Origin of the sequence: Niallia taxi, assembly GCF_032818155.1 — a bacterium.
GTDB classification, from domain to species: Bacteria; Bacillota; Bacilli; order Bacillales; family Cytobacillaceae; genus Niallia; species Niallia taxi_A.
In genome coordinates this window covers 3,505,047-3,523,775 of record NZ_CP102589.1, presented here as the reverse complement: position 1 = coordinate 3,523,775, position 18,729 = coordinate 3,505,047, and the positions used below count along the sequence as shown (strand labels likewise).

Genomic DNA, 18,729 nt, shown 5'->3' with positions numbered 1-18,729 from the left:
TGATAGTACTATTATAAGTGTTAAACAAGATTTTTTTTCCAAGATAATGAAGAAGCAGGATGAAAGGAGGGGCTTTCCTTACATCCTGCTATACAGAAAAATGGAGGAGGATACTTTCGTATGCTCCTAGATTTACGGTTAAATCATGGGATTCAGCAGCATACTCCTGACAGGTCAAAGGCATGGTTAACTTTTTTCCTTTCAGCGGGAAAGGAAGAGGGTAGCTCACATCATGATTGTTATTATTTATGACCGTCATCATTATCTCATTTTCTTTCCTGTGATAATAAGCAATACAATTTTCAAGCTCTTTCAGAAAATAGAAACTAGAGCTGCCTGAGAGCAAAGAAGTGGATTTCCGTATTTCGATTAGTTTTTTTATGTAATCCTTTAATTCTAGGTTTTGTTTTTCGCTGTCCCATACCATGCACTTTCTGCAGCCAGGATCACTCCCGCCGTCAAGTCCGATTTCATCTCCATAGTATATGCAGGGAGTCCCAGGAAAAGTAAATAAAAAGGTAAATAGCATTTTTATCTTTTTTAGCCTAAATCCAGTTTCCTGGAAGACTCTTGGTGTATCATGGCTGCCGATAATATTAAAGAGGACCTCATTCACATTGTCTGGATATGCTTGAATAATGGAAGTCATATCTTCTACGAAATCCTTCGCTTGGATCATATCATAAGCAAAAAATTGCAGGGATTTCGAGAGAAAAGGATAATTCATAACGGAATCAAATTGCTCTCCCCGAAGCCATGGCATCGAGTCATGCCAAACCTCTCCTAATATAAAGCAATCTGGTTTTATTGCTTTAACACGAGAGCGAAACTCCCGCCAAAAGGCATGGTCAACCTCATTGGCAACATCGAGCCGCCAGCCGTCGATATCACATTCCCTAATCCAAAATTCAGCAACATTTAATAAATATTCTTTAACGGCTTCGTTCGCAGTATTTAGCTTTGGCATATCCTCATAGAAGCCGAATGTCTCGTAATGGAAAGCAGAGCCTTCCTTCAAAGGAAATTGATGAACATGAAACCAGTCTTTATATGCAGATTGCTCTCCTTTTTCCAACACATCCTGAAAAGGAGGAAACAGATAGCCGCAATGGTTGAAAACAGCATCCAGCATTACACGAATACCTCTGTTATGGCATTCATGGACAAGTTGTTTTAAGAGGCTGATGTCTCCGAAGTGGGGGTCGATTTGCAAATAGTCAATTGTATTATATTTATGATTGGAATTAGCGTTGAAGATTGGTGTTAAGTAAATGCCTGTAATTCCTAAGTCTTGCAGATAATCTAAAGAGTTGATAATACCTTGCAAATCCCCGCCGAAATAGTTGGAAATGGCTGGTTCATCCTGCCCCCAAACAGCAGTTTCCTGCGGATTTCTGTCAGGATCGCCATTACGGAAGCGTTCAGGAAATATTTGATACCAAATTGTTTCTTTCACCCAGCTTGGCGGTTTAAATAATTCTGTTTTATGGATATAAGGGAAACAAAAATAATACCCAGGGTCTTCAGGAATAAATGGAAAGAAGCCTTTTTCTGTAAAGGTAATTTGCTCATCTCCCTGTTTAATGATAAAGCCGTAGCGCAACCGTTTTTGTTTATCTTTAATGGAGGCTTGCCAATAATCATGCAGCTTGTCGGAGCCTGTTCTTTGCATGTCGAGAAAGAAGGTTTGCCATCTGTGTCCAGCAAAGTCATATTGGTCACCATATAGTAAAGTGATGGCCTGCACGTTTCCTTTTTTTGTCCGAATACGAATGTGGAAAATATCATCTTGATAAAGATAGCAATAATTATCTCCTGTCCGATGATAGATGGAGGCCAAATCAATCATTATCCTACTCTCCTTTTTCTTACAAGTTATTTGTCACCAGTGTAGCCAATTTGATGAAAACCTATAAGGAAAAGAAGACAAAAAAAACCAGGCATTAAATGAATGCCTGGTTTAATGTTTCATTATACAGCAGTGCTGCTAGAAGGAGAATTTAGGTCAATATCTTTGTTGTAAGTGTCTTTGTCTAGTTCACCTAATGCTTTACTTGCAACAACACCAGATACCATGGAACCGCTGACGTTCAAGGCAGTACGGCCCATGTCGATTAATGGTTCAACAGAGATTAATAATCCAGCTAGTGCAACAGGCATGTTAAGTGTGGACAGAACAATCAATGTAGCGAATGTTGCTCCACCACCAACACCTGCAACTCCAAATGAGCTAAGCATTACAACAAGGATCAAGGAAATAATAAAGCTCGGTGACAATGGATCAATCCCAATAGTTGGTGCGATCATAACAGCTACCATTGCAGGATAGATACCTGCACAGCCGTTTTGGCCGATTGATACACCGAATGAAGCAGAGAAGTTTGCGATTGCTTCAGAAACACCTAATTTAGATTTTTGTGCATCAATGTTCAATGGCAATGTTCCTGCACTAGTACGTGATGTAAATGCGAATGAAAGGACAGGAAGTACCTTCTTCACATATTTAGCTGGACTTAATTTCAGAGCAGCAAGAATGATTAAATGAACAATAAACATTGCAATAAGTGCCACATAAGAGGCGATAACAAACTTACCTAATTTTACGATGGCATCAAGGTTGCTGCCTGCCATTGTTTTTGCCATTAATGCAAGAATTCCATATGGAGTCAAGCGCAATACTAATGTAACGATACGCATGATAACCGTGTAAACAGAATCAACGATTTTTTCGAAGAACGCAGCTTGCTCTGGATTTTTACGTTTAATACCAAGTAAGGCTACTCCAACAAATGCCGCAAAGATTACGACTGCGATAGTGGAAGTAGGGCGGGCTCCAGTCAAGTCTGAGAATGGATTTGCTGGCAGGAATTCAAGCACCTTTTGTGGAATTGTTGTGCTTTCCACTGTTGTTAAGGTTTCCTCAAGCTGCTGACCACGAAGCGCTTCTGCATCACCAGATGTAATGTCGATGGCTTTTAAATCAAATCCGACTGCAGCAGCAATCCCGATTCCTGCTGAGATAGCAGTAGTTATTAATAATGTTCCGATAACTAAACCACTGATTTTTCCAATATTGCTGGCTTTTTTCAAGCGAGTGAAAGCAGAAATTATAGAAATAAATACTAGCGGCATAACGATCATTTGCAGAAGCTTCACATATCCGCTTCCAATCAGGCTGAACCAATCATTTGATTGAACAACCACATCAGATGTTGGCTCATAAATTAATTGAAGAATGATTCCGAATAAAACACCAAGGCCTAGCCCTGTAAAAACACGTTTTGAGAAGGATACGTGTTTTCTTTGCATATAGTATAAAACACCAAGTAAAACTAATAAAACGACAATATTAACAACCGTTAAAAATATGTCCAAAGTAGTTTCCCCCTATTATATATGTATAATTTCTTTAATCCCTATCGGTTAAATTGGAATTACAATTAGTACAATAACATGGTTATATATAAAAGTAAATAAATTATCGGAAAAAAGTTAGTTAATTTGTCTAAAAGAGCAAAACAAAAAAGCAGGAAGAGGTTCAATAAAAAAAGCCGCCTGTCGAAAGTTAATTCGATAGACGGCTTTTGCTGTAAAATTTTTTACCCGTTAACGACATATCCTCCGTTAACATGGATAATTTGACCGCTGACGTAAGTGGAATCCTCGCTTGCTAAATACACATACGCTGGTGCTAGTTCACTAGGCTGGCCAGCACGGCCGAATGGTGTGTCTGCGCCAAATTGGGAAACCTTTTCACTGTCAAAGGTTGATGGGATCAGTGGTGTCCAAATAGGACCTGGTGCAACACCGTTAACTCGAATTCCTTGTGTCGCTAAGGATTGGGATAGTGAGCGAGTAAAGGAAGTGATGGCACCCTTTGTTGAGGAATAATCAAGCAGTGTTTCATTCCCCTTATAGGCTGTGATAGATGTTGTATTAATAATGCTGTCACCTGAAGTTAAGTGGGGAAGGGCAGCTTTTGTCAAAAAGAACATCGAGAAAATATTTGTTCGGAAGGTTCTTTCCAATTGTGTAGCAGTGATGTCCAGCAGGCTATCCTGAGGGTGCTGCTCTGCCGCATTATTCACTAGTACATTCAAGGAACCGAAGGCACTAATTGTTTCGGCTACAACCTTTTGGCAAAAATCCTCTTCACCGACATCACCTGCTAATGTAATGCATTTGACACCTTCTGCTTCCACTAATTCCTTCGTTTTTTCAGCATCGTCATGTTCATTTAAGTACACGATTGCGATATTAGCGCCTTCTTTTGCATAATAGATTGCAACAGAACGGCCGATGCCGCTGTCACCACCAGTTATGATGGCGGTCTTACCCGCAAGCTTGCCTGAGCCTTTATAATTAGGGCTAACACTTGTTGGTAAAGGATTCATTTCACTTTCAATACCTGGCTGTTGGTTTTGATGCTGTGGGGGAAACGTTTTGTTTTCCTGTTGATTGTTTGAACTCATATAAAACAACTCCTTTTCCATTTTGGTTATCTGTTGTCTATTTTTCCCTTATGGACAAGGATAAACATGGAAAATTCAGGAGATACAAAAAAACTGGCCAATAAATTGGCCAGGCATGTATTATCTATAATTCACAAACTGTACGTCGATTGTAAGTTTTGCTTCTTTAACAGCTGCGATAATTTTTTGCAGATCATCACGGCTTTTTGCGGTTACACGGATTTGGTCATCCTGCTGTTGGCTTTTGATTTTCAAGCCGCTGTTTTTAATAAGCGTATTGATGATTTTTGCATTGTCTCTGTCAATACCTTGTACCAGTTTTGCACGTTGGCGGACAGTACCACCAGATGCGCCTTCAATCTTGCCATAATCTAAGTTTTTAATAGGGATATTACGCTTGAACATTTTGCTGATTAGTACATCCTTAAGCTGCTCTAACTTATATTCATCGTCTGACAGAAGCACAAGCTCTTCCTTTTCTAATGTAATATTACTTTTGCTGCCTTTAAAATCATAGCGTGTCTGAATTTCCTTCATTGCGATTTGTACAGCATTAGACACCTCTGCCAAATCTACCTTTGAAACAATGTCAAATGAGCTTTCTTTAGACATATTTAATTACCTCCTGGTTAGTGATGGGGTTTTTCCCCATTTCCTTTTATGTCTGTATTATAGTAAAATAAATCAGTTGTAACAACTTTAGTGTGTAAATCAGTTTACGATAGATGAAAAAATCAAGGAGGACATTAACGTGGCGTTAAGAGATTACATAGGTCGTGTAGAAATACTGACGGTCGCAAGGGAAGCATCATTTGGATATTTTCTGACTCTAGAAGAAGAAGGAGAAGACGTTCTGCTTCATTTTAGTGAAACAGATCAGAAATTAGAAATTGGGGATGAGATTCGTGTGTTTATTTATACAGATTCCCAAGGAAGAGCATGCTCAAGCACGAATATACCATCCATTTCAGTAGGAGAATATGATTGGGTGAAGGTAGCGGATATAAAAGAAGGGCTTGGCTGCTTTTTTGATATTGGTTTGAAAAAAGACATGCTTCTTGGCGAGGATGATTTACCTGTTCATGAAGAGGTGTGGCCAGAGATTGGAGATTTGCTTTATATTACATTAAGGGTAGACCGCAATAATTTGCTTTATGTAAAACCTGCGACAGACCCTATCATTGAAAGCATTTCGACTAAAGCTACACGAGCAGACTATAACAAAAACATACATGGGCATATTTACCGGACTGCAAAGGTTGGCAGCTGGATTTATACTGCTGAAGGCTTTAAAGGCTTCATTCATGAATCAGAGCGTAAAATAGAGCCGCGCCTTGGTGAAAAGGTTAATGGCCGAATCATTGATGTGAAGGAAGATGGAACAATCAATGTTTCGCTATTGCCTCGCAAAGAAGAAGCGCTTGATGAGGATTCAAAAACAGTGCTTGCCTATTTAGAACAAAGAAAAGGCCAAATGCCATATACTGATAAAAGCATGCCAGAGGAAATCCAAGAGAGATTTGGTATGAGCAAAGGCTCATTCAAGAGAGCGCTTGGCAGGTTAATGAAGGAAAATAAAGTCTACCAAGAAGATGGCTGGACGCATTTAAAGACGAAAGACGAATAAAAAGGAGCAGCCTTTGTGGCTGCTCCTTTCTTATAGGTGATCTGTTTTTTTGCTGTATTGATGTTTACCTTGTTTGCGGTTTTTTTCTCGAAGCTCATTTTTGTGCTCCAAGCGCGCATTATTATCATTTGGTTTTTTATTAGCATCAGAAGTATTTGACATTGTTTTTATACTCCTCCATTCATAAACTAATGTTCATCTGCATGAACATTAGATAGTATGACTGAAAGGAGCAGCTAGTATGCAAATACATCCCTGCTGGATTGATTTGTTTTACTTGCTGTTTTGAAAGAACAAGGCAATTGTTCCTGCACCAGTATGGGAACCAACTGCTGCTCCGATCGAAGAAATATACACATCAATTGGATGGAAACGTTCCATAATGGCTTCTTTGAGTTCAGTTGCTGTCACTAAATCGTCGGCATGGCTGATAGCGATTGTCTGTGTATCAAGACTAACCCCGCGCTCCTCCATCACATCAAGCATACGGCGCAGAAGCTTCTTTTTGCCGCGGATTTTTTCCAACGGAACAAGCTTGCCGTCCTCCACATGAAGAAGCGGCTTAATTTGAAGTAAGCCTCCAACAAAAGCAGACGCTTTGGAAACACGGCCGCCCTTAGCCAAGTACTCTAAATCTTCGACTGTAAACAGATGCTCCATATGCTCACATACAAAGCGTGCTTGCTTCACTGCTTCTTCCAAGTCATTACCAAGTTGCCGTTGCTTGACACATTCCTGAACAGCCAGGCCAGCACCTAATGATGCACATTTACTGTCAATAATGGAAAGCTGAAATTCAGGGTACTCCTCCAGTACTTGCTCATAAATCATTTGCGCTGTTTGGTATGTACCTGAAAGCTGGGAGGAAAAAGCCACGTAAATACCGCTTTCCCCATTTTGTGCCATTTCTGTGAAGACATCCTTAAACAAAGACGGCGAAACCTGGGAGGTTTTTGGTACTTCTCCTCTGCGAATCGCTTCATATACGGCACTGGGATTGATTGTTTTTAAATCTTCATACTCTTTGTTTTCCAAATTTACCTTCAATGGAAATAGAATGACATCATTATCGTCATAATAAGAGAGAGGCAGATCACAAGCGCTGTCCGCCAAAATTTTGTATGTCATATCTCTTCAACTTCTTTCTGTCTTTTTTCAATATAAGACTTTCATGCAGTGGAAATTATGGTAATATTGAATGCTGGTATGTATACATATGTTTTGTTTTAATGGTGCATACCATTAGTTTATAAAATCTTATGCAAAAAAACAATGAATCCTAATAGGTTAGGAGCAAATATAGTACTGGGGGATTAGTATGTATTGGACTTTAACAAAAAAGTTAGTCGTTGTAATTATAGGGGCGCTTTTGAACGCTGTTGCTATGAACTTTTTCTTAATACCTGCTGATGTTTATGCAAGCGGGTTTGCTGGTGTAGCACAGCTTATTGCAAGTGTTACACCAATTACAACAGGAATATTGCTGTTTTTACTGAATGTACCTATCGCCATTTTAGGCTGGATTAAGGTAGGGAAATCATTTACATGCTACAGCTTCCTTAGTGTTGCATTTATGTCTTTATTTCTGGAGCTTCTGCCGGTTCATTCCTATTCAGATGATATATTGCTGAATGCTGTTTTTGGCGGTGTTATTGCAGCTGTTGGTGTTGGGATTACTTTAAAGATTGGTGCTTCAACAGGAGGCATGGATATTGTTGCAATGATTCTTTCGCGAATGCAGGACAAGCCTGTTGGAACTTACTTTTTTACATTAAATAGTATTATCATCATAACTGCAGGCTATCTCTACGGATGGGAAAAAGCCTTGTATACATTAGTGACGCTGTATGCTTCGACAAGGGTAATTGATGCGATACATACAAGGCACCAAAAGCTGACTGCAATGATTGTCACAAAAAAATCTGATGAATTAAAACTGGCAATTCATGAGAAGCTAGTGAGAGGAATAACAATGGTTCCAGCAAAAGGAGCCTTTTCCAATGAAGACAGGGATATGATGATGATTGTTGTTACACGCTATGAATTGTATGACTTGGAGAAGACCATTAAAGAGGTTGACCCGCAAGCATTTACTAACATCGTGCAAACAACAGAAATATTCGGCTTCTTCAGAAAAGAATAAAGGAGGTCGTCCCTACTGTGCTACGAGCCATATTTGCAGCAGCACTAGTAATAGCGTTATTTTCCTTTGGTGAGGGTAGCACATTTGCCCAAGGAAATGACTTGCAGTTTAATATAACTGCAGCACCAAAAAAAGACTATGCAGAAATTACAATGACTGTTGCCAATAAATCTGAAAAGGATTTAAAGCTTGTTTTCTCTTCCTCACAAAAATATGAAATATCGATTAGAGAAAAAGGTGGAAAAGAGGTTTACCGCTACTCGGCAAACAAGTCATTCTTGCAGGCATTGCAGGAATTAAAGCTAAAAGCAGGTGACACGCATACATGGGTGGAAAAATGGAATTACCGTAAAAGTAATGGTGAATTCGTTCCAAGCGGGGAATACACTGTTAAGGCAACATTGTTAGGCAGAAAAAATAGCAAAAATCTTGTAACAGCAAAGGCAAGTTTAACGGTTCCAGAAAGGAATATGGTTACCGATATAAAAACAAGTGGGCAAAAAGGGATGTATACAATCGAAGGTAAAGCCGATTCAACTCTTACCTACACAGTCGAGGATGGTCATGAGGAAATTATTTCTAAGCAACCTGTAGTTGTCGGTGAAAATGGGAGCTTTAAGCTGAAGCTTGTAATCAAAGAAGCAAGCTTACCGAAGAATGGCACACTTATCCTTTATTTTCAGGATGAAGACGGAAAAATAAGTGATCCTGTTATTCTTGAAAAATTCCCTTCTTAAAGGATACAGCCCTCAAAAGTGAGGGCTGGTTTTACTTTTATTAACGGGTTTCTAGCTGCTCAAGCTCCTTTTGCAAATCTGACAGCTGTTCTTGTTCAGCACTTGTCGTATTTGCATAGGCAGAGCTTAATGCATTTTTGGCGATGGCAATCATTCTTTCCGAATCACGGCCATCAGACATCTTTGCCAATTCTACTGCTTGTCTAGCTTCTTGAAATAATCGGTTGCCCATTTATATTCCTCCGTGAGTGTCCTTAGAGTTGCCCATCTTATAGCTTTCGGCCTCTGCATATGTCATATGATAAGGGATACGTTCATCATGCTTAGATACTGAGTCTACACCCTGCTGCACAAAGCGTTTTGATTTATTTCGTTTTCCCATAGCAAGTAATCCCTCCGCAAAGTCATATTTGTAAAATGGACGAAGCACAACCATTTGCCTTTAGAGCTAAAGGCAGTGTGATCATTTTCAAAAGGAAACAGCTGCAAACTGCTTCTTTCAATAGTATTGGTCATTGCCCAGATTAAATAGGCGGTAATGTTAACCAAAAAAAAGAGCCAAAAACGCGACTCTTTTTTTATCATAGTGCCTTTAAATCTAAATAATCGTTCAAGAAGACGGCAATGCCATCCTGTTCATTTGTCAATGTAATATGGTTCGCTCGTGATTTAAGCTCCTGCAAGCCATTGCCCATTGCAACTCCAACACCTGCATATTCAATCATCTCAAAATCATTATCCTCATCACCAAAAGCAATGATATTCTTTTGCGGGATATGATAAAAATCAGAAACCTTTTGCAAACCTATCGCCTTGCTTAGGCCTGTCCTGACAATTTCAATAATATGATAAGGGTCTCCCCAGCGGCGGTGATCAATTAAATCAGCGTGAACATCAGATAAATGCTTGCGAATGCGTACTACATCCTTTTCCTCAGCATGGATGAGCAAGCATGTTGGTGATGCTTCCAAAAATTCCATTAGATTTCCTGTTGTTGTTTTCGGATTTCCTAATGAAAAGATGTCGAGCAATTTATCATCATGATAGTGAAAATACACATCATCGATTACTTCAGCAATTATATTATGGTAGTCAAATTCACTGCATGCTTCCACAATATCTTTTACAGTGGAAATGTCTAAAGGGGAATGGTATATTCCCCATTCCTGTGAGCGGGGATGATGAATGAAAGCACCGTTAAAATTAACAATAGGTGTATCTAAATTAAGTTCTTTATAAATAGCTTCACTTGCTCGATAAGGTCTTCCAGTTGCAATCATTACAATATGACCGGCTTCTTTTGCCTTTTCAATCACTTTTTTTGTTAAAGGGGAAATTGTCTTATCGTTTTTAAGTAATGTTCCATCAAGGTCTAAAGCAATCAGATGTTTTTCTGTCATAATTTCTCCTTATCGTTTAGTAATATTATTTATAAAAAGTTGATGGTCATAACCACCAGCTTCTTAAGTAACATGCTTAGTAAATAGAAAGACTTCATGATAAACTAAATATTGCTATTATATACATATCGTACATCAATGCAATATATGCATTTATTGTAATAGGCAAGTGTTAAGGTTCTATGAAGAACTTGTATAGCTGAAAAATAAAATTATAAGCATGCATACTTGCTCGCTTATCTATTATGTTAACTCAACAAAAATAAATTTACAAAAAAATCTAGCTAGGGGAGGCATATAAATGATTATTATCGAAAAAATAAATATAAAAGATGTACCTGTTTTGCATATTGTCGCACTAGAAAATATTGATAAGCCCCTTCCTTTTATTCAATTTATTCATGGCTTCACAAGTGCAAAGGAGCATAATCTCCATTTTGCCTATAATTTAGCAGAAAAAGGCTTTCGGGTTGTCCTGCCTGATGCCATGTATCACGGTGAAAGAGACACAGGTCTTACAGGAATGAAGCTGAATCTTCAGTTTTGGGATATTGTTCTAAAAACAATTGAGGAAATTGAGCTTATCAAAAATTATTTTGAGAGTAAGAAGCTTATTCAAATAGGCCGGATCGGCCTCGTCGGTACAAGCATGGGAGGAATTGTTACTTTAGGAGCATTAAGCCGTTACCCATATATTAATACTGCTGTATGTCTTATGGGAATGCCTTATTATGAGCAGTTTGCCAATTACACCATTCAGGAAGTGAAAGAACGGGGCTATGATGTGCCACTTACTGAAGCGGAAATCAATAACCTGCTGCAAAAATTAAGAGAGCTTGATTTAAGTAAACAGCCTGAAAAGCTCGATAACAGACCATTGATGTTTTGGCATGGTAAAAAGGATGAAGTTGTTCCATATAAGTATTCCCGTCAGTTTTATGAATCCATCCTGCCATTATACGAAGAAACACCAGAGAACCTATTTTATATAACAGAAGAAAATACAGGACATAAAGTAAGCAGAAAAGCGATGCTAAAAACGATAGACTGGTTTACAGAGTTTCTGCAGGCAGATAAAGCCCTATAGGTGATTTCCCTGATTTATTGATATTTCCTAATCGAATTCTTTTAATCTAGAGTACATCTCTGTTATGATAAGAAGGAACAATATAGGAGATTTTTTGGATCAGGCAGATCCGTTATATAGAAGAGTTGATAAGGAGTGGATAAAATGGAAGAAGCATTAAAAGATAATATTATGGGTGCGTTAGAGCTTGTCATCGATCCAGAATTAGGTGTAGATATTGTTAATCTTGGTCTCGTATATGACCTTGAGTTGAATGATGCTGGTATATTGACTGTAACGATGACATTGACTGCGATGGGCTGCCCGCTAGCAGGAGTTATCGTTGATCAGGTGAAAGCTGCTGTTACAGACATACCTGAAGTAAAGGAAACAGAAGTGAATATCGTCTGGACTCCACATTGGACAAAAGACAGAATGTCCAGATATGCAAAAATTGCATTAGGTGTGCAATAAAAGTAAGTAAGGGAGAATTTTCTCCCTTACTTACTTTTATTTTTGGAATATTCAGCTATGTTTCAGGAGGTGAATGACAACATGAAGGACTTACTTAATAGACCGCTGAGGGATTTGCGTATAAGTGTAATTGACCGCTGTAACTTCCGGTGCAGTTATTGTATGCCTGCCGAAATATTTGGGGAGGATTATGCTTTTCTTCCAAAAGAAGAGTTGCTTTCCTTTGAAGAATTGGAGAGGCTGGCAAAGGCCTTTGTATCGCTAGGTGTCGAAAAAATCCGCCTGACAGGTGGTGAGCCTTTGCTTCGCAAAGACCTCCACCTGCTTATTGAGAGGCTTGTCCAAATCGATGGTTTGCAGGATATTGCTTTAACGACAAATGGCATATATCTACCACGGTATGCACTTGCCCTTAAGAATGCCGGTTTAAAACGTGTCAACATAAGCTTGGATAGCTTAAATGATGAACTTTTCGGTCAGATGAATGGAAGGAATGTGCGCACGAATCCTGTCAAAAAAGGGATTGAAGCAGCTAAAAATGCCGGTCTTGGTGTAAAAATAAATATGGTAGTCAAAAAAGGGCTGAACGAGTCGGAAATTATTCCAATGGCGAAGTTTTGTCTTGAAGAAAATATAGAGCTTCGTTTCATTGAGTATATGGATGTTGGCAGCACAAATGGCTGGAAGCTGGATGAAGTTGTGTCGAAGAAGGCTATTATTGATTTATTGAAAACAGAATTTGAGTTAATGGAAGCAGAGCCTGATTATTATGGAGAAGTGGCCAAAAAGTATTTATATAAAGACACGAGTACATATGTAGGCTTCATTACATCTGTGACAGAATCCTTTTGTTCAAGCTGTACTAGATCGAGGATTTCAGCAGACGGGAAATTATACACATGTCTGTTTAATGGGAATGGCCATGACTTAAAGCATTTTATTCGTAATGGTGTTACAGACCAGGAAGTGTTGGATTATATTAAGGGAGTTTGGCAAAATCGCGCTGACAGATATTCAGATTTGCGGACAGAAGAAACAAGTAGAAGTAAGAGTAAAATAGAGATGTCCTATATCGGCGGGTAGAGAAGAGGGGTTGTAATGGTTGAAAAAAGAACACCGCTGGCGGTGGCAGATGCAGTACAGAAAGTAATGGAGCATAAGCTGGAGGGACAGCAGGAATTCGTTTCGATCTTTGACAGCTGTGATCGTTTCTTAAGTGAAGATTTGAAAGCAGACCATGATGTTCCGAGGTTTGACAGGTCTGCGTATGATGGATATGCAGTAAAATCAGAGGATCTGGCTGGCTGTTCGAAAGAAAACCCGCTCCGTTTGAAAGTGATTGACGAAATAGGTGCAGGCTATGTTTCCAAAAAAAGCGTTGTCAGGTTTGAAGCTGTTCGAATTATGACAGGAGCAATGCTGCCTCCAGACTGTGATGCAGTTGTGATGCTAGAGGATGTAATCGAAGCATCACAACTTGATGACAAACATATTACCATTAGCAAGCCAGTATTCAAAGGAGAAAACCTTTCCTTTAAAGGGGAGGATGTACAAGCAGGTGCTGTTCTTGTTAAAAAAGGGACAAAAATAAATCCCGGAATTGTAGCATTGCTCGCAACATTTGGCTATGAACAAGTACCAGTTGCAAAAAAGCCTATAATTGGGGTGTTTGCGACAGGAAGTGAATTACTGGAGGTACATGAAGAGCTTGAGGAAGGTAAAATCAGAAATAGTAATGCCTATATGGTAATGGCTCAAATAAAGCAAGCTGGAGCAGAAGCAGTCTATTTCGGCAAGCTTGCAGACGTACTGGACGAAAGCTATCAAGCTATGAAAAAAGCATTGGACACTGTGGATATTTTATTGACTACAGGCGGTGTTTCAGTCGGAGACTATGACCTGCTGCCAGAGATTTACCGAAAATTAGGTGCTGAAGTATTATTTAACAAGATTGCAATGCGTCCTGGAAGTGTAACGACAGTCGCTGTGTTAAACGGAAAGCTGTTATTTGGGCTGTCAGGAAACCCGTCGGCATGCTTTGTTGGCTTTGAACTTTATGCAAGGCCAATCATCAGAACGATGTTGTTTTCGGAAAAGCCGCATTTAACGAAAGCTTCAGCAATTCTGAAAGAGGATTTTCCAACAACAAATGCATTCACAAGATTCATCAGAAGCCGTGCTGTCCTTGAAGATGGTGTCCTTTATACAGGACCAAGCGGCACAGATAAATCAAGTATTGTCAGCAGTATTGCTAACGCCAATGCCTTAACAATCCTCCCGGGAGGCATTAATGGATTTAAAAAGGGTGAGCAGGTTCGAGTAATCCTGCTAGACGATAGTGCTAACACCTATTAATGAGCAAAAACACCTGTTTAGGTGTTTTTTTTATTTGCAAAAAAGATGGGCAAGACAACACGGTGATACATATCATTAGTAAAGAAAATAGAAAATTAATTCTTTTTTGAAAAACGGTTGATTTTATAATGCTAAGTTTTTATAATAAGAGAATCGAATATTAATATTTATAAATAAAAATGATTAAATATACAGAACTTCCTGTAGAAGGAGGAAATGATGAAAGCTGCAATTATTGGTACAACTGGATACGGTGGAGCTGAATTAATGAGGGTTTTAGCAAATCACCCTGAATTTTCTATTCACTCTGTCCATACAACAAGAGACGAAGTTCCTGTATGGAATGAATATCCCCATCTATATAGCATCGTCGAAAATAAATTAGAAAAGGTAGATTCTGAGGCTATTGCAGCAAATTGTGATGTTGTCTTTTTTGCTACTCCATCTGGTGTATCAAGCAAGCTAATAAGCGAGTTTGCTGATAAACAAATAAAGATCGTTGATTTATCGGGAGATATGCGCCTCCGTAACTTGGATGATTATCAAAAATGGTATAAGAAACAGCCTGCTCCTAAAGAGGTGGTAAACAAGTTTGTTTACGGACTTTCTGAATGGAATAAGGAAAATATTGCAACAGCAGATTGGTTATCAAACCCAGGCTGTTATCCGACTGCAACATTGCTTGGATTAGCACCTGTTATTAAAGAAGATATTGTTAAGCCGGATAGTATCATCATCGATGCGAAATCAGGCATCTCTGGTGCAGGCAGGACACCTTCAAGGGGAACAATGCTTGCTGAAATGAATGAAAATTTAAAAATCTATAAAGTAAATGAGCATCAGCATATACCAGAAATTGAACAACAGTTAACAGACTGGAATGCTTCGATAGCACCTGTTACTTTTTCCACTCATTTGCTTCCTGTTAACAGAGGCATTATGGCGACAATATATGCTTCCTTACAAAAGGAAAGCACGATAGAGCAGGTTCACACGCTGTTTATGGATGCATATAAAGACAAACCTTTTGTACGTGTAAGACCAATAGGCAATTTCCCTTCCATCAAGGAGGTTAGTGGCTCCAATTATTGCGATATCGGCTTACAACTCGACGAAAGAACAGGAAGGCTCACAATTATAGCTACAATTGATAATTTAATGAAAGGCGCTGCAGGGCAAGCAGTACAAAATGCGAATATTATGTTTGGCATCGACGAATGTACAGGCTTGAATTTTGTGCCTATGTATCCATAAGGAGGAGTATTCATGCAGGTTGTATCAAAAGGGGAGCAAACCTTTGAAATAAAAGAAGTTCCAGATGGCAGCATTGTTTCACCATCAGGTTTTAAGTCAGCAGGTTTACATGCAGGGCTGCGTTACAATAAAAAGGATTTGGGTGCGATTGTTAGTGAGGTGCCTGCAAGCTGTGCAGCAGTTTACACGATGAGCCATTTCCAAGCAGCACCGCTAAAGGTAACACAGGCTTCCATTAAGGCAGAAAATCTCATCCAAGCAGTCGTTGTAAACAGTGCTTGTGCAAATGCCTGCACGGGAGAAAAAGGCTTACAGGACGCTTATCAAATGAGGAAATTACTGGCTGAACATCTCGAAACAAAACAAGAGTATGTAGCTGTTTCCTCAACAGGAGTTATTGGAGAATTCCTGAAAATGGATAAGATTGCAGCAGGAATTAATCAGCTTGTGTTTGGTAATGAAAAGGCAGATGCAGACAGTTTTCAAGAGGCTATCTTAACGACAGATTTAGTGATGAAAAAATGCTGTTTCACTGCTGAAATCGGCGGAAAGACAGTTACCATTGGCGGTGCTGCAAAGGGATCAGGCATGATCCATCCGAATATGGCAACAATGCTCGGCTTTCTGACAACAGATGCGAATATTTCTTCAGATGTTTTGCAAAAGGCATTGAGCACTGTTATCCCGACATCTTTCAACCAGATTACAGTTGACGGAGATACTTCTACAAATGATACAGTCCTTGTTTTGGCTAATGGTTATGCTGAAAATGAAGAGCTGACGTTAGGGCATCCTGACTATCCTGTTTTTGTGGAATTGCTGTCTGTGGCATGTGAGAGTCTTGCAAAGCAAATTGCAAAAGATGGTGAAGGGGCTACAAAATTAATTGAAGTGAATGTGAAGGGCTGTAAAACAGAGGAAGAAGCAAAAATCATTTCAAAGCAGATTGTCGGTTCTAATCTTGTTAAAACAGCCATGTATGGCTCAGATGCTAACTGGGGAAGAATCATTACCGCAATCGGGCAAACAAATACAAATGTAAATCCGGGGTCTGTCGATATTGCAATTGGTCCGATCACCATGTTGAAAAACAGTGAACCACAAATGTTTTCAGAAGATGACGCAATTGCATATTTAAATAAAGATTATATCCAAGTTCATGTTGATTTGCATAACGGTAACGAGAGTGGAACAGCATGGGGCTGCGATTTGTCCTATGATTATGTAAAAATCAATGCAAGCTATAGAACATAGGGGTGTCTTAAGAGAATGAAGACAATACTTATTAAATGCGGGGGAAGTGTGATTGATCAGCTTTCCGAAGGGTTCTTTTCCAGTATAAAAAAACTGCAGCACGACGGCTTCCATATAATTTTTGTTCACGGTGGCGGACCTGATATAAATGAAATGCTTGATTTATTATCCGTAAAGGCAGAGTTTCACAATGGTTTACGAAAAACGACGGAAGAAGCACTTGCCGTTGTCGAGATGGTTTTGTCAGGCAAAACGAACAGGAAGCTAGTTGATTTATTAAGGAAAAATGATCTTTATGCAGTTGGAATTAACGGGACGGATGATAACTGCTTGCAGGCAAGTATGATTGATGAAGAAAATCTTGGATATGTCGGCAATGTAGAGGAAGTTAATAATAAACTTATCTTACGCTTATTAGAAGAAGGCTATATCCCTGTTTTAACTCCACTCGGAATAACAGAAGATGGGATTAAGCTAAATATAAATGCAGATTATGCAGCATCAGCCGTTGCAAAGAGCTTAAAGGTAGAACAATGCTTATTTGTAACAGATGTTGAGGGCATTATGATAGACGGTGAGGTTGCCAGTCTAATAGGGAAAGAGGAAGTGCTGCAGTATATAGAGGAAGGGCAAATTACTGGTGGTATGGTACCTAAAGTAACTTCAGCACTTGCAGCCATTGATAGTGGATTAAACAGTGCCATGATTGTATCAGGCAAAAAGGAATTTTATTCAGCTGAAATTTGGAACGGAACAAAAATTGTAGCGAATGAGAGGTTATGTAAATGAGTCATTTATTTCCGACTTACTCCAAATGGGAGATAGAGCCAGCAACAGCCAAAGGAAGCTATATGTTCAGTACAGAAGGAAAAAAATATTTAGATCTTACAGCAGGAATTGGTGTTTGCAATCTTGGTCATTGCCACGACGAGGTTAAGGCAGCAGTCGAAGCACAACTCGATAAGTTTTGGCATGTTTCTAATTTATTTCCAGTAGAAATACAGGAAAAAGCAGCAACAGCCTTAGCAACTGCAAGCGGCATGGAAGCAGTATTTTTTGCTAACAGTGGTGCAGAGGCAAATGAAGGAGCAATCAAGCTTGCTAGAAAAGCAACTGGCAAAACAAAAATTATCACTTTCGAGCAGTCATTTCATGGCAGAACCTTTGCAGCAATGTCTGCAACAGGTCAAGATAAGATTAAGCAAGGCTTCGGTCCAATGCTCGAAACATTTGTAAATGTGCCGTTTAATGATATGGAAGCATTAAAAGCAGAGCTGACAGAAGATGTGGCAGCAGTCATGCTTGAAATCGTGCAAGGAGAAGGCGGCATCCATGTTGCGAAAGAAGAGTTTCTAAAAGAGACAGAAGCTTTATGTAAGAGTGTAGGAGCGCTGTTGATTATTGATGAGATTCAAACTGGAATCGGCAGAACAGGTAAACCATTTGCATTTCAGCATTTTTCCTTAAATCCAGATATCATTACATCAGCTAAAGGGTTAGCTAATGGTATTCCCGTTGGGGCGATTGCTGCAAAAAAAGAATTGGTAGAGTTTTTCGGGCCTGGCAGTCATGGTACAACATTTGGCGGTAATCCACTGGCGATGGCAGCAGCTTGTAAAACAATGGAGATTATTTTTGAAGAGAGCTTCTTAGACGAAGTTGGCAAGAAAAGTGAGTTTTTAATCAGTTTATTGCAAGAAAAATTGAAAGCAAACACAGCTGTGAAGGAAGTCCGTGGATTAGGACTTATCATTGGAATAGAGCTTGAGCTTCCTGTAGCAAATATACTTGCTGAGTTAAGAGAAGCAGGGCTAATTGTCCTGAATGCCGGAGAAAAGGTAATTCGCTTGCTGCCAAGTTTAAATATAACAACAGATGAATTAAAGGAAGCTGTAACCATAATAGAAAATAAATTGAATATTTACAGTAATATTGCAATATAAGCTG

General features: G+C 39.2%; 20 protein-coding genes. 11 read left to right on the top strand and 9 right to left on the bottom strand.

Annotated elements, in window-relative coordinates:
• Positions 1 to 88: 88 nt before the first annotated feature.
• The 4 genes from NQZ71_RS17555 to NQZ71_RS17540 form a co-directional block, all read right to left on the bottom strand.
• Positions 89 to 1,849 carry a glycoside hydrolase family 13 protein gene (locus NQZ71_RS17555; RefSeq protein ID WP_317011062.1) on the bottom strand — a complete coding sequence of 587 codons (1,761 nt, stop codon included), beginning with the start codon at positions 1,847 to 1,849 and terminating at the stop codon, positions 89 to 91.
• A 122-nt stretch (positions 1,850 to 1,971) separates the two neighbouring features.
• Positions 1,972 to 3,375 (bottom strand): L-cystine transporter, encoded by a 1,404-nt coding sequence (locus tag NQZ71_RS17550; protein ID WP_260053563.1) that lies wholly within the window; start codon positions 3,373 to 3,375, stop codon positions 1,972 to 1,974.
• A gap of 224 nt (positions 3,376 to 3,599) precedes the next feature.
• On the bottom strand, positions 3,600 to 4,472 hold the full coding sequence (locus NQZ71_RS17545) for an SDR family oxidoreductase (protein WP_317011061.1): 873 nt from the start codon (positions 4,470 to 4,472) through the stop codon (positions 3,600 to 3,602).
• Between the two features lie 120 nt (positions 4,473 to 4,592).
• Entirely contained in the window at positions 4,593 to 5,084 is a 492-nt protein-coding gene (locus NQZ71_RS17540; protein ID WP_127736012.1) for a YajQ family cyclic di-GMP-binding protein, read from the bottom strand.
• 139 nt (positions 5,085 to 5,223) lie between these two features.
• Between NQZ71_RS17540 and NQZ71_RS17535 the strand changes: the two genes are divergently transcribed.
• Entirely contained in the window at positions 5,224 to 6,099 is an 876-nt protein-coding gene (locus NQZ71_RS17535) for a CvfB family protein (RefSeq protein ID WP_144451998.1), read from the top strand.
• Positions 6,100 to 6,129: 30 nt separating this feature from the next.
• Here NQZ71_RS17535 and NQZ71_RS17530 read toward each other — a convergent pair whose 3' ends face one another.
• Together NQZ71_RS17530 and NQZ71_RS17525 are read right to left on the bottom strand one after the other, a co-directional pair.
• Positions 6,130 to 6,261: a DUF3941 domain-containing protein gene (locus tag NQZ71_RS17530; protein ID WP_127736007.1), complete on the bottom strand. Its 132-nt coding sequence runs from the start codon at positions 6,259 to 6,261 to the stop codon at positions 6,130 to 6,132.
• Positions 6,262 to 6,372: 111 nt separating this feature from the next.
• The gene (locus NQZ71_RS17525; RefSeq protein WP_144451999.1) at positions 6,373 to 7,227 is read right to left on the bottom strand and encodes a DegV family protein; all 855 of its coding nucleotides are present in this window, start codon (positions 7,225 to 7,227) and stop codon (positions 6,373 to 6,375) included.
• A 190-nt stretch (positions 7,228 to 7,417) separates the two neighbouring features.
• Here NQZ71_RS17525 and NQZ71_RS17520 point away from each other — a divergent pair, with 190 nt between their 5' ends.
• Both NQZ71_RS17520 and NQZ71_RS17515 read left to right on the top strand, forming a co-directional pair.
• Complete coding sequence (locus NQZ71_RS17520) at positions 7,418 to 8,242, top strand: YitT family protein (protein WP_260053565.1); 825 nt, start codon at positions 7,418 to 7,420, stop codon at positions 8,240 to 8,242.
• Positions 8,243 to 8,259: 17 nt separating this feature from the next.
• Positions 8,260 to 8,979 carry a BsuPI-related putative proteinase inhibitor gene (locus NQZ71_RS17515; RefSeq protein ID WP_144452001.1) on the top strand — a complete coding sequence of 240 codons (720 nt, stop codon included), beginning with the start codon at positions 8,260 to 8,262 and terminating at the stop codon, positions 8,977 to 8,979.
• Positions 8,980 to 9,019: 40 nt separating this feature from the next.
• Here the strand turns inward: NQZ71_RS17515 and NQZ71_RS17510 are convergent, their stop codons facing one another.
• From NQZ71_RS17510 to NQZ71_RS17500, 3 genes are all read right to left on the bottom strand, one after another.
• Entirely contained in the window at positions 9,020 to 9,211 is a 192-nt protein-coding gene (locus NQZ71_RS17510; protein WP_127735995.1) for a DUF3813 domain-containing protein, read from the bottom strand.
• A complete protein-coding gene (locus tag NQZ71_RS17505; RefSeq protein ID WP_164849564.1) occupies positions 9,212 to 9,361 on the bottom strand; it encodes a hypothetical protein in 150 nt (49 codons plus the stop codon). It abuts the gene before it with no gap.
• Between the two features lie 199 nt (positions 9,362 to 9,560).
• Positions 9,561 to 10,379 carry a Cof-type HAD-IIB family hydrolase gene (locus tag NQZ71_RS17500; protein WP_275004382.1) on the bottom strand — a complete coding sequence of 273 codons (819 nt, stop codon included), beginning with the start codon at positions 10,377 to 10,379 and terminating at the stop codon, positions 9,561 to 9,563.
• Positions 10,380 to 10,680: 301 nt separating this feature from the next.
• Between NQZ71_RS17500 and yjfP the strand changes: the two genes are divergently transcribed.
• The 8 genes from yjfP to NQZ71_RS17460 all read left to right on the top strand — a co-directional run bounded on the left by yjfP (position 10,681) and on the right by NQZ71_RS17460 (position 18,725).
• Positions 10,681 to 11,466 carry an esterase gene (yjfP, locus tag NQZ71_RS17495; RefSeq protein ID WP_317011060.1) on the top strand — a complete coding sequence of 262 codons (786 nt, stop codon included), beginning with the start codon at positions 10,681 to 10,683 and terminating at the stop codon, positions 11,464 to 11,466.
• A gap of 144 nt (positions 11,467 to 11,610) precedes the next feature.
• Entirely contained in the window at positions 11,611 to 11,919 is a 309-nt protein-coding gene (locus NQZ71_RS17490) for a metal-sulfur cluster assembly factor (protein ID WP_144452004.1), read from the top strand.
• Positions 11,920 to 11,988: 69 nt separating this feature from the next.
• Positions 11,989 to 13,002, top strand: coding sequence for a GTP 3',8-cyclase MoaA (gene moaA / locus NQZ71_RS17485; RefSeq protein ID WP_311200953.1), 1,014 nt, complete (start codon positions 11,989 to 11,991; stop codon positions 13,000 to 13,002).
• Positions 13,003 to 13,017: 15 nt separating this feature from the next.
• Entirely contained in the window at positions 13,018 to 14,274 is a 1,257-nt protein-coding gene (locus NQZ71_RS17480) for a molybdopterin molybdotransferase MoeA (RefSeq protein WP_317011059.1), read from the top strand.
• 219 nt (positions 14,275 to 14,493) lie between these two features.
• On the top strand, positions 14,494 to 15,528 hold the full coding sequence (argC, locus tag NQZ71_RS17475; protein WP_144452515.1) for an N-acetyl-gamma-glutamyl-phosphate reductase: 1,035 nt from the start codon (positions 14,494 to 14,496) through the stop codon (positions 15,526 to 15,528).
• 12 nt (positions 15,529 to 15,540) lie between these two features.
• Positions 15,541 to 16,782, top strand: coding sequence for a bifunctional ornithine acetyltransferase/N-acetylglutamate synthase (gene argJ / locus NQZ71_RS17470; RefSeq protein WP_317011058.1), 1,242 nt, complete (start codon positions 15,541 to 15,543; stop codon positions 16,780 to 16,782).
• 15 nt (positions 16,783 to 16,797) lie between these two features.
• Complete coding sequence (argB, locus tag NQZ71_RS17465; protein ID WP_260053569.1) at positions 16,798 to 17,571, top strand: acetylglutamate kinase; 774 nt, start codon at positions 16,798 to 16,800, stop codon at positions 17,569 to 17,571.
• Positions 17,568 to 18,725, top strand: coding sequence for an acetylornithine transaminase (locus tag NQZ71_RS17460; protein ID WP_275004392.1), 1,158 nt, complete (start codon positions 17,568 to 17,570; stop codon positions 18,723 to 18,725). The genes argB and NQZ71_RS17460 overlap by 4 nt, the downstream gene beginning before the upstream one ends.
• The last annotated feature ends 4 nt before the right edge of the window (positions 18,726 to 18,729 follow it).

What these genes read in the sequence shown, in the direction of transcription:
- NQZ71_RS17490 (WP_144452004.1), top strand. Translation starts at nt 11,611, where the DNA reads ATGGAAGAAGCATTAAAAGATAATATTATGGGTGCGTTAGAGCTTGTC.
- NQZ71_RS17500 (WP_275004382.1), bottom strand. Translation starts at nt 10,379, where the DNA reads ATGACAGAAAAACATCTGATTGCTTTAGACCTTGATGGAACATTACTT.
- NQZ71_RS17480 (WP_317011059.1), top strand. Translation starts at nt 13,018, where the DNA reads ATGGTTGAAAAAAGAACACCGCTGGCGGTGGCAGATGCAGTACAGAAA.
- NQZ71_RS17525 (WP_144451999.1), bottom strand. Translation starts at nt 7,227, where the DNA reads ATGACATACAAAATTTTGGCGGACAGCGCTTGTGATCTGCCTCTCTCT.
- argB (WP_260053569.1), top strand. Translation starts at nt 16,798, where the DNA reads ATGAAGACAATACTTATTAAATGCGGGGGAAGTGTGATTGATCAGCTT.
- NQZ71_RS17460 (WP_275004392.1), top strand. Translation starts at nt 17,568, where the DNA reads ATGAGTCATTTATTTCCGACTTACTCCAAATGGGAGATAGAGCCAGCA.
- NQZ71_RS17510 (WP_127735995.1), bottom strand. Translation starts at nt 9,211, where the DNA reads ATGGGCAACCGATTATTTCAAGAAGCTAGACAAGCAGTAGAATTGGCA.
- NQZ71_RS17545 (WP_317011061.1), bottom strand. Translation starts at nt 4,472, where the DNA reads ATGAGTTCAAACAATCAACAGGAAAACAAAACGTTTCCCCCACAGCAT.
- yjfP (WP_317011060.1), top strand. Translation starts at nt 10,681, where the DNA reads ATGATTATTATCGAAAAAATAAATATAAAAGATGTACCTGTTTTGCAT.
- NQZ71_RS17505 (WP_164849564.1), bottom strand. Translation starts at nt 9,361, where the DNA reads ATGGGAAAACGAAATAAATCAAAACGCTTTGTGCAGCAGGGTGTAGAC.
- argJ (WP_317011058.1), top strand. Translation starts at nt 15,541, where the DNA reads ATGCAGGTTGTATCAAAAGGGGAGCAAACCTTTGAAATAAAAGAAGTT.
- NQZ71_RS17540 (WP_127736012.1), bottom strand. Translation starts at nt 5,084, where the DNA reads ATGTCTAAAGAAAGCTCATTTGACATTGTTTCAAAGGTAGATTTGGCA.
- argC (WP_144452515.1), top strand. Translation starts at nt 14,494, where the DNA reads ATGAAAGCTGCAATTATTGGTACAACTGGATACGGTGGAGCTGAATTA.
- NQZ71_RS17520 (WP_260053565.1), top strand. Translation starts at nt 7,418, where the DNA reads ATGTATTGGACTTTAACAAAAAAGTTAGTCGTTGTAATTATAGGGGCG.
- NQZ71_RS17555 (WP_317011062.1), bottom strand. Translation starts at nt 1,849, where the DNA reads ATGATTGATTTGGCCTCCATCTATCATCGGACAGGAGATAATTATTGC.
- NQZ71_RS17530 (WP_127736007.1), bottom strand. Translation starts at nt 6,261, where the DNA reads ATGTCAAATACTTCTGATGCTAATAAAAAACCAAATGATAATAATGCG.